This window comes from Aquiflexum sp. (genome assembly GCF_041751335.1).
Taxonomy (GTDB): Bacteria; Bacteroidota; Bacteroidia; order Cytophagales; family Cyclobacteriaceae; genus Aquiflexum.
On the sequence record NZ_JBGSXS010000419.1, the window covers coordinates 1 to 10,400 of the forward strand.

Annotated in this window: 12 protein-coding genes; 7 read left to right on the top strand and 5 right to left on the bottom strand. The window is 41.1% G+C overall.

What is annotated here, in order from left to right:
• On the bottom strand, positions 1–1,526 hold a 1,526-nt coding region (locus tag ACEW8U_RS22235), incomplete at its 3' end, for an ABC transporter permease (RefSeq protein WP_373524255.1).
• A complete protein-coding gene (locus tag ACEW8U_RS22240; RefSeq protein WP_373524256.1) occupies positions 1,519–2,196 on the bottom strand; it encodes an ABC transporter ATP-binding protein in 678 nt (225 codons plus the stop codon). The genes ACEW8U_RS22240 and ACEW8U_RS22235, both read right to left, overlap by 8 nt.
• Positions 2,197–2,490: 294 nt before the next feature.
• On the opposite strand from ACEW8U_RS22240, the gene ACEW8U_RS22245 reads away from it, so the two are divergent.
• The 7 genes from ACEW8U_RS22245 (at position 2,491) to ACEW8U_RS22275 (ending at position 7,529) form a co-directional block, all read left to right on the top strand.
• Positions 2,491–2,718 carry a DUF433 domain-containing protein gene (locus ACEW8U_RS22245; protein WP_373524257.1) on the top strand — a complete coding sequence of 76 codons (228 nt, stop codon included), beginning with the start codon at positions 2,491–2,493 and terminating at the stop codon, positions 2,716–2,718.
• Positions 2,715–3,077, top strand: coding sequence for a DUF5615 family PIN-like protein (locus ACEW8U_RS22250; RefSeq protein WP_373524258.1), 363 nt, complete (start codon positions 2,715–2,717; stop codon positions 3,075–3,077). Before ACEW8U_RS22245 ends, ACEW8U_RS22250 begins: the two co-directional genes overlap by 4 nt.
• Positions 3,078–3,089: 12 nt before the next feature.
• Positions 3,090–3,758: an arylesterase gene (locus ACEW8U_RS22255; RefSeq protein WP_373524259.1), complete on the top strand. Its 669-nt coding sequence runs from the start codon at positions 3,090–3,092 to the stop codon at positions 3,756–3,758.
• 262 nt (positions 3,759–4,020) lie between these two features.
• Positions 4,021–5,589: a tetratricopeptide repeat protein gene (locus ACEW8U_RS22260; protein WP_373524260.1), complete on the top strand. Its 1,569-nt coding sequence runs from the start codon at positions 4,021–4,023 to the stop codon at positions 5,587–5,589.
• Between the two features lie 147 nt (positions 5,590–5,736).
• Positions 5,737–6,711 carry a c-type cytochrome gene (locus ACEW8U_RS22265; RefSeq protein WP_373524261.1) on the top strand — a complete coding sequence of 325 codons (975 nt, stop codon included), beginning with the start codon at positions 5,737–5,739 and terminating at the stop codon, positions 6,709–6,711.
• A 210-nt stretch (positions 6,712–6,921) separates the two neighbouring features.
• Positions 6,922–7,170, top strand: coding sequence for a hypothetical protein (locus tag ACEW8U_RS22270; RefSeq protein WP_373524262.1), 249 nt, complete (start codon positions 6,922–6,924; stop codon positions 7,168–7,170).
• Positions 7,155–7,529: a hypothetical protein gene (locus ACEW8U_RS22275; RefSeq protein WP_373524263.1), complete on the top strand. Its 375-nt coding sequence runs from the start codon at positions 7,155–7,157 to the stop codon at positions 7,527–7,529. The genes ACEW8U_RS22270 and ACEW8U_RS22275 overlap by 16 nt, the downstream gene beginning before the upstream one ends.
• A gap of 252 nt (positions 7,530–7,781) precedes the next feature.
• On the opposite strand, the gene ACEW8U_RS22280 is transcribed toward ACEW8U_RS22275, so the two are convergent.
• The 3 genes from ACEW8U_RS22280 to ACEW8U_RS22290 form a co-directional block, all read right to left on the bottom strand.
• On the bottom strand, positions 7,782–8,735 hold the full coding sequence (locus ACEW8U_RS22280; RefSeq protein ID WP_373524264.1) for a type IX secretion system membrane protein PorP/SprF: 954 nt from the start codon (positions 8,733–8,735) through the stop codon (positions 7,782–7,784).
• Between the two features lie 76 nt (positions 8,736–8,811).
• Positions 8,812–10,239: an MBG domain-containing protein gene (locus ACEW8U_RS22285; RefSeq protein ID WP_373524265.1), complete on the bottom strand. Its 1,428-nt coding sequence runs from the start codon at positions 10,237–10,239 to the stop codon at positions 8,812–8,814.
• A partial coding sequence (locus tag ACEW8U_RS22290) for a multiubiquitin domain-containing protein (protein WP_373524266.1) occupies positions 10,214–10,400 on the bottom strand: 187 nt, incomplete at its 5' end. The genes ACEW8U_RS22290 and ACEW8U_RS22285, both read right to left, overlap by 26 nt.

The following is a 10,400-nucleotide window of genomic DNA, read 5'->3' on the forward strand; positions in this document are numbered from 1 at the left end:
GGCTGATCCTCTTTATCAGCAAATCTTGCCTCATCCAATAATTGGTTTTGCACAAAAAACAATGTACTGATCATCGCCGTGCCTAGACCGATGGTTGCAATCAAAGATACTGTCTGATTATTGGGTCTGTAGAGATTTGCCAAGGATTGTCGAATAGGATACTGTAAGGTAATAGGCAAAAACCTCTTGATCATCCACATGATTCCCAAAGCAACTGACCACAAGACCAAAAAAGCAAAAACAACAAATCCGGTAAAACCCAACGCCTCTTTCCATCCATTCAATAAGAAAAAGCTAAATCCAAAAATGAAAAGCAATATGCCCGTAATCACCCCCCATCGCAATGGATCTTTGGAGATTTTGGTTTCTCCTTCCTCGGGCCTTAAAGTTGCCATAGGAGAAACCTTTCTTATTTTCAATAAAGGCAATAGTGCAAAAAGCAAGGCGACAAGCAATCCTGTCAAAATTCCAAATCCCACACTTTTCCATGAAATCGCCATAGTGACCTCCACCGGAAGAAAATCCGCAAACACAGTTGGCAATATAAACTGTAGCATAGTACCTAGGAAAGCGCCAAATACTGAACCCACCAAACCCATAAGTAATATTTGAACAAGGTAGATTTTCATCGCCGCCCAAGCTGAAACCCCTAAACAGCGCAGTACTGCGACCGAAGCTAATTTCTCCTTGACGAAAACGTTCACTGCACTTGCTACTCCGACACAGCCCAAGAGCAAAGCAATAAATGCCACCAAACTCAGAAAATTGGAAAGATTCTGAAAAGATCGACCTGTTTGGCGACGACGGTCTTCTACGGTATCGGCATCTACCTTTTCCTCTTCCCATTGTTCCTCATACAGTTTAACCAATTCATCTGGATTCACTTCGTCAGCCAACTGATAATACCGCTGATACTTGAGCCTACTTCCGTATTGGATCAATCCCGTTGCCTCTGCATATTCCATCGGTAAATACACCGCGGGTGCAACCGTAGCTGTAATTCCTGTTTGACCGGGTACTTTTTGCAATTCCCCTTCAATCACAAAAGTCAATTCTCCGACTTTGATACTATCACCGACTACGGCATTGAACTGTGCCATTAAAAGTTTTTCAACCAAGGCCTTTCTTCCACCTTGTCTGAAAGTGCTTTCAGCATTTTCAGGTATAGTCTCCAGTTTGCCGTAAAACGGAAAATCACCTTCCAGCAATCTGACCTGGGTCAACCTGCTCTCGCCCGTGGCAGGAAAAGCAACCATGCTCGCAAAATTGACTTCTTCTGCAGTTTGGATTGCTATGGAATCAGTCGGCTGTTTTCCAAGCGGTTTGTTATTATCTAGAACCAAATCGGCCCCCACCAATTCTTTAGATTGGTCTTCAATGTCTTTTTTTAGGTTTTCACCAAAAGAACTTATGCCCACCAAAGCCGCAATTCCCACCACCATGGAAGATACAAAAAGCAAAAGGCGAGAGAAATTCTTGCGAAAATCCCGATATGCCATCAATAAAATCCAAGAAAAATCAGCCATTAGTTTCCTCCTGAATTTTGCCCCCTTTGATATGAATGATTCTGTTGGTTCTTTTTGCCAATTCCGTGTCATGGGTAACCAAAACCAAAGTTGTTCCTTCTTCTTTGTTCATATTAAAAATCAAGTCTTCGATCATTTCTCCGGTTTCGGTATCGAGATTACCTGTGGGTTCATCAGCAAAAAGAATTAAGGGTTCATTTGCAAAAGCCCTCGCAATAGATACACGTTGCTGTTCTCCTCCGGATAACTGCGTAGGGTAATGTGTAACCCTGTCCCCCAAACCGACTTTCTGAAGCAATGACAAAGCTTTTTCTTTGGCATCTTTTCTTTTTTTCAATTCCAATGGTACCATCACATTTTCCAGCGCAGTCAAGGTGGGTAAGAGTTGAAAATTCTGAAAAATAAAACCCACATTTTTACTTCTTACAGCAGCACGTTCATCTTCAGACAATTTCTCGAATGCACTTCCATTGAGTACCACAGAGCCTGTTGTTGCAGAATCCAATCCTGCGCATAAGCCAAGTAATGTGGTCTTGCCACTACCAGATGGCCCAACAATTGCGATACTATCACCTGATTGGATATTGAGATTGACATTATCCAAAACAGTCAATTTCCTGTTACCGCTTTGATAGGTTTTGGAAACTTCCTTTACACTTAAAATGCTCATAAAAATAAGAGGGGTTTTTGTACGGGCTAATAACACCATCAAACGTCCAAAAGGTTTGATTCGTTGGAAATAAAGATAATGCGAAAGAATGGATTGAAACAATTTCAGTCGAAAAATTGTAGATTTGGAGAAAGGTTAATTAATAATTACATGCATTCTTGCCTATTTGGCATCCATCTTTTTTCAACGGGACGGAAGACCGATGACCGAAGACAGGTGTTACGGGCATTAAAAGTTTTACCGTAGTATTTATTCCTACGCCACAATAATAGCAATATTGCAAAAATCAATAAAATGAAGTATAAAAACAGAATAACAATAAATCCTGAAATATGTCATGGTAAGCCCTGTATTAGAGGAATGCGATGGCCCGTAGAAGTGCTGTTGGATCTGATGGCTTCAGGAATGACTTATGATGAAATTATAGAGGATCATCCTGAATTGGAAAAAGAAGATTTCTTTGCGGCATTGGAGTTTGCAAAGCTTTCTATTATTGGCACTTCGACTCAGGAAATTGCATGAAGTTTTTATGTGACGTTCATATTTCCTTAAACTTTGTAAAATTTTTAAACCTAAAAGGATTTGAAGCAATTCACATTAATTCAATTTTAAAAGGGTTCAATACTAAAGATTCGGAAATCGCAAATTTTGCAGACAAAATGAATTTCATTGTGATCTTCAAAGATGTGGACTTTAAAAATGATTTTTTAATAAAAGGAAGTCCCAAAAAACTAATCAAAATTAATCTGGGGAATATCTCAAATTGTGAATTAAAAGAAGCATTTGAAAGAGAAATTCCGAAAATAAAAACAATTGCTGAAGCTGAAGCCTTCATTATTGAAGCTAATCCGTCTAACTGGACTTATCTGATAAAAAGTTAATTTTGTTGACCTATGAATTATAAGAATTTCTTCCTTTCAACATTAATATTAGTAGTTTGCTTTTCCTGCTCCAAAAAATCAGAAAAAGCTGAAAACCTTACTACAGAAATACAAACTCAAGATACAGAACAAAAGAAACTCATCCTCTTTTTCGGCAACAGCCTGAGTGCAGGTTATGGAATTGATGCAGAAGATGCATTCCCAGGCTTAGTGGCACAGCGGATTGACAGCTTGGAACTGGATTATAGGGTGGTCAATGGAGGATTGAGCGGCGAAACTACTGCCAGTGGACTAAGTCGATTGGATTGGTTTCTAGAAGAAGAGCCTGCCATATTTGTCCTTGAACTGGGTGGAAATGATGGATTGAGAGGAATCCCTATTTCGGAAACGAAAAAGAACTTAAAAGGTATCATCCAAGCAGTACGATCCAAATATCCCGAAACAACCATCCTATTGGCAGGCATGCAAATTCCACCCAATATGGGTCCGGAATATACCCGTGAATTCAGAGAATTATACCCGAGTGTGGCAGAAGAAGAAAATGTGGCTCTTATCCCATTTTTGTTGGAAGGTGTTGCAGGAAATCCTGACCTGAATCTTCCTGACGGCATTCACCCCACTGAGGAAGGTCATTTGATCGTATTTGAGACCATTTGGGGATATTTGGAGGGTTTGTTATAATTTTTTTTTAAAATCTATTAAATCTCAATTTTTGAACTGTTTTAATATTTTTTAATTGAATATTTTAATTAAATCTAAATCACTTTCATCTTTTGGTTGAAAAAAGTTTTGAAATTTTCACCTTTTACTCATTCACTCTTTTTAATTTTAATAACTATTTATCTGATCCCGATAATTTTTATTTAAATTAACAATCACTTTTAATTCTCTTTAATTCAATTCGTTATATGATTAATTGAATTAAGTCAGTTTACCCAAAAGTATGAAAAAGCCCTCTTCGGCAATAAAAAGCCGGTTCTTTTTGATGTCTAATTTTTGTGCTATAGTGATAGCAGGAATTGTATTCCTTGGCTACCCACCTGCCTTTGGTCAAAATGAACTGGAAAATCTACTCCAGCAATTGAAAAATAGTAAGAGAGATACAAACAGGGTTTGGATATTGAGAGATATGGCCTATTACCATATGGAAGATCACCTTGATTCTACTATTTATTACAGTGAACGGGGCTTTAATTTGGCCAGAGATTTGGGATTTGCCCAAGGCCAGATCTGGAATCTGTACCAAAAAGCGCTTGCCCTGGAATTCGGGGATAAATTTGAAGAGTCCATAGCCACTTTCCAAAGTGCTTATAATATCGCATTGATCAATAAAGACAGTCTCAGCATGGCCAAGCTGAGAAATGCGATGGGAGTAGCATTTTATTATAAGTCAGACTTTAACAATGCTGTGAACTATTATCATGAAGCATTAGCTTTGAGTGAAGTATCAGGTTATCAAGAAGGTGAGTCTTATGCCCTTAACAATCTTGGTGTGATATACCGGCACAGAAGGAATTTTAAAAGAGCGCTCGACATTTACCTCAAATCTCTTGAAATCAAAAAAACTCAAAATGATACCATAGGACTTGTTAATGCATATTATAACATTGGCTTACTTTATTCCTATATGCATGCTTATGATGAAAGTCTCGAGGCATTTTCCAATGCACAAAAATTAGCTCAAGGCAAAACAGAATCAAGGACAATGGCTGAAATCAATATTGGCCTAGGTGTAGCTTTATACAATTTGGAAAATCACACAGATTCCTATAAGTACTTGGAAAGTGGTATTGACAACTTGAAATCTGATAAAAGCCACGAAAAAGCTGGTGCGTTGACCTATTTGGGAATAATGGAGGTTCGCGCAGGAAAAACAGATGAGGGTTTGGCCAAGTTGCTTTCGGCAAAGGAAATTGTTGAGCAAACCGAAAGACTGGAATTGAAAAGACAGGTCATGAAAGAACTTGCCGTAGCTTATGAATTGCTTCACTTGCCCGAAAAGTCTCTTGAATCATGGAAAGCCTTTAACATATTGAATGACAGCATCAATAATGAACAGAAATTATGGGCTTTTGAAGAAATGCAGGCAAGGTTTGAGGCAATAGAAAAAGACAAAAAAATACAGCAACAAGCACTCGAACTTTCCAAAGAAAAAACCAAAAAAGCAAGACTGAGCATCTTCTTGACCATTGCTTTCCTTTCCGGATTGGGAGGGATTTATTTTTATGTACTAAGATGGCGGGCAAAAGTAAGGCTTCAAGAAAACAAAATTCCTGAGCAAATAAATGGCGCCTCCATTGATATAGGGAGAATCAATTCAAAATTATTGAGTCCCCTTACTACTCGGGAAAGTGAAATCATTGGGTTGGTGGAGAAAGGTATGACCAACAATGAAATTGCCGAAAATTTGTTTGTCAGTGAGAATACCGTCAAGACACACCTCAAAAATATTTTTTCAAAAACCCATGCCATCAACCGGACTGACCTGATCCACAAATTGAGAAACTATTAATATTCATACACTTTTTAAATTCATATGGGTTGGGAAAATAACAAAATTCCATCCAAACCTAATGTGAATATCACTCAAATGGGTGATCTCTGAAAAGCACAAAAATCTGAATTTTGAAAAACAATTTAACCAAATCAAAACTGTGTTATGAAAAAGTTTTTGAGGATTACCGCATATATCGCGACGGCTGTTATTCTTTTGATACTGATAGCTGCTACTTATGTAAGTGTTGCGCTACCCAATGTGGGACCTGCACCGAAAGACCTTGTAGTTGATGTCACTCCCGAAAAAGTCGCTCACGGAAGGTACTTGGCCTATCATGTAATGATGTGTGTGGATTGCCATTCAGTAAGGGATTTCAGTCAATTTTCGGGTCCTCCTCTACAAAACACCCTTACCGCTGGAGGTGAAATATTTGACCAGAGGATGGGATTCCCCGGAATATTTATATCTCCCAATATCACTCCTTATGGAATAGGGGACTGGACAGATGGAGAAATCTTTAGACTCATTACCACAGGGGTTAGAAAAGACGGAAGTCCTATTTTTCCAATAATGCCTTACCATAGTTACGGCACTATTGACGCAGAAGACATTGAGTCTGTCATTGCTTTTCTCAGAACTCTGGAACCAATAGAAACCGACCATCCTAAGTCTAAAGCAGATTTCCCATTTAATTTCATCCTCCGTACCCTACCTAAAAAAGCACAACTTACCAAAAAACCCTCTCCTTCTGACCAAGTAGCGTATGGTGGGTATTTGGTAAGCGCCGCAGCTTGTGCAGACTGCCATACAAAATTTGAAAATGGAGATTTTGTCGGGGATAGGCTTGCCGGAGGCAGAACCTTTGAATTCCCTGAAGGTGTCCTGACAAGTCCTAATCTGACCCCGCATGAAAGCGGAATCGGAAATTGGACCAAAGACATGTTTATCCAACGATTCAAAATGTATGAAAATGAACACATGACCGCACCTGAGGTCAAGCCAGGAGAATTCCAAACCATCATGCCATGGGTGATGTATGCCGGCATGAAAGAACCCGACCTTGAATCGATTTTTGCCTACTTAAAATCCCTCAAACCAGTGGAGAATTATGTGGAGAAGTTTAAGCCGAATAGTTGAGGGGGATAAATTGATTTACTGTGAAATATTGATCCAAAATAAACATTTGAAAGTGCTTAAAATCTTTGCCTTTTCACAAGCCACTCTCCAGCTCCTTAACGTTGTGGGGGAGGTTTTGGGACAGGAAAAGGCACTGGTTCTGGCAGATAAGGAACACTTCCCCTGAGAATAACAGAATATTTTGACGACTCCCTTTCGTTGGACATCCTTATGCCGGCCCTGGACGTGAAAGGAATCAGGGAACGCATCACAGGACTAGAATATAGAGAGCTGTGGCCGGGATATTCGGTTGCCGAAACACGGTTCAGCTTCCAGAACTTGGACCAAAAACTGAGGCTGATCACCCAAAAGGAATCGGCGGACAAACAGGAAGTTTATAAGCACTTTCTCACCACCTCGGACAGAGATACGGTTGAACTGCTTTCAAAAGTGTTCTCAAAAAGATGGACAATAGAGTAATTCTTCAACTCCGAGGGGAACATGGGCTGGAACAGGGCATCGACATTCAATCTGAAATCAGGTACGGCAGGCAGTCCCTGGCCCTGCTTGCACAGGCCGCGGCATTCAGGCTTGGAAAAAACCTGCCTGAACCCCAGAGCAGATGGACTGCGGCGATGCTCTCCGAAAAAGTCTTCACAAATATGGAAGGTGATATAAGGGTAAAGGATGACACTATCATTATAACATACTACAAAGACCATGAAGTCCTGAGCATGAGGGACAAATACCACAACATATCCCAACAGCTGGAAAATGAAAACATATCACCAGAAATCCCTTGGATTTATGACTACAAACTGGAATTTAGGTTCAAATAACTAAAATAAACCTGACCTTGAAAAAGGCTGATAGCTATCGGGAAGAAGTAAGCATAAATCGGTAATTTTAACGAGCATTAAATAAGGGTTTCGTATCTACTAATAAGAAAGCAGATCATCATAAACATTAATGTTACAATTGGAGTTAAAACAAAAAACCAATTATGGAATTTGTTATAGCAGGCTCAGTAATTTTGGCTGCCATTTTGATGATCAGGGCGATTATTAAAAGGGTTTTTGATTGATTTTTATTTACCAGATCAAAACCTCATCCTTACTTTCCCTGATATTTTTTCTGAACAATGGGAATACCGCCAGAAATTCATGGGTAGTATTAGGCAACAGGTAGGAACGGGCCATGGGCATTTCATATACATAGCCGATCCTGACCATTGGGAACACCATCCCAAGCTGCACATTATTGGCATAAAATCTCCTGTGTCCAGCTCCCAGCCATAACCTGTCCATCATCAGCACCTTGAAATTAAATTCTATGTTGTCCGGCAATCCCACCTGATGCCTGTACATGATATTGGTCGCCACTGCGAGTTGGTCCGTCATGGCATTGCGGTATCCTCCTTGAAAAACTCCCACCCTCGGTCTTCTTTCCATAAATATATCCCCCGAATTGATGGCGCCCCTGTTGGCATTGTGTACTGCATAGGATATATAGTAATTAGGATGTGTGATCGAGCCGCCGATATTAAAATCAAGCACCTGCATATTGGCAAAGCCATTCAGGTATTGCATAATTCTGGGGTCTTCCGGTTGATCGGGGTTGAGCAGGTTACCGTCAAGACGGATCATATTGTAGTTCACTCCTACCCCCAATCTGAAACTGGTCAGGGGACTGATTTGTATCCTTGCGGAATAGTTGCCAATCAGCTCGGTCTCGGCAAAGGCCCCGTACTGATCATGGAGCACGTTGATCCCGAAGGCATTTTTGTCGGCCATCAAGGGATCACTGTTGCCCGTGATGTCGGCAAAATCCATCTCTGCGGATACAAAATAGGTCTTGGGCGCCCCCTCAAAACCCGCCCATTGGTTTCTTACAAATCCCCGTACCGTGGATCCCTCGTATCCTGTCAGGGCAGGGTTGAAGTAGCCCTGCATGTGGCTGAACTGGGCCACGTACTTTCTCGTCTGTGCTTGGATGCTGCCCAAAACAGCTCCAATCAGTATTAATGTTAGTAATGATTTTTTCATGGGAATATCTTTTTGATGTATAGAAGAGTTATGTGATAGTAGGGACACCGATCTGATACGGTGTCCCTTTTTGAATCTATTTTTGGAGTACATAAAGGAGTCCTTTTCTGGTTTCTCCGGTTTCTACAACCTCTATTGTCCAATAGTAAGTACCGACCGGAACAGCGTTCCCGTTGACAGTTGCATCCCATCTCACACCTGGGTCAAGGGTGTAGAAAAGACGCTGCCCACCCCTGTCAAAAATCTGGAGCCTGACACCTTCGTAGTATTTCAGATCAGGAACACCCCACCCATCGTTGAAGCCATCTGTTCCGGGGGTGATCGTATTGCCCACAAACAGCTCCGTGATCGACTTTCTGTGACGGGTCAGTTTTTCAAGGAATTCCAGTGTATTGCCGTCTCTGTCCAAGATCAGGAAGTTGACAAAGAACTCTGTCTTGCCCGCCACGGGATCAGGTGATACCCAATAAAGCTGGTTACCGTTTCTGATCTCGAAGTAGCCGTTGTCCCTGTCGCCATCGATTAAAGTGATCTCGTGGATATTGTCCACGGGATCCACTACTGAGATCTCTGCGATTAAGATGGCCTCTTTGCCAGCTTCCGCCGTAAATTCATAGTGGCTGAGGTTGACTCTTACTGGAGCTTGCTTAGGCAGTACCGTCACTTCAATCTGGGGAACAAATCCATCAGGATTCTCATACCCTGCGGCAAATTTCAGTTCCCCTGTCACAAGGTAGGTTCCCCTTTCCAGAGTATTGACAGTGGCCATATCCCATACAACAGGTAAGTTGATGAACTCCGAACGGTCGGTTCTCACCATCACCGTCTCCGGCAACAGGATTGCAGCTTTATCTGTGCCCCAATCCACGCTCACCGTTTCAGGATTGAATATCTCCGCAATCCTTACTACCACTATGGTAAAGTCAGCAGTTAGGAATGCTATTTCATAATTATTACCTGCGGATAAAGTCCCCAATTGGATGGCGTAGTTCCCTGGTGCTTCACCTACTACCCTTTGGAGGGTACCTGTCATGATTTCCCTATTGTCCCCGTTTGCAAATCCGCTTGCAATGTATGACAATACCATAGGATCAGATTCGCTGAAGTATTTCTGCTGTCCTTCATTGACTTTGATGGTCAGGGTTTTTCTACCAATCTCAAAGTCAACGCTAGTAAAGGAAATGTTGTAGTTGTTTCCAGCGGAGAGGTTGCCCTGGATGATGGCGTAGGTACCGACATTTTCGCCCGCTGCTCTTGACAGTGCTCCGGTGAATACCTTCTTATCATCTCCTGCCTCAAGACCTGTTGCTGAATAAATTAATACAGGATCAGCCGCACCGTATAGTTTGCCCTGATTGGCATCAACGATGATTTGAAGATTTTTCTTTTCATCTAGATAAGGAATATCACAAATGACAAGATAGTTACTGTCGAATGATATAGCATACCCTTTGACGACCAAGCGTCTTAAGTCTTCATTATGATTGACCAGTTGGTGAAACATAGAAAATCATTTCATCTTTTATTTTAACAGTTCCACCCGGTGACAAGATACCTTCAGGTTTATTCCCGTGTCCTCTACGGTATTTTACTGAATAAGTTCTCTCGGGATGTTGGGGAAAGTCAGGGAAAGCAAACGTAACAACTTCAGCATAGGTTATCTCA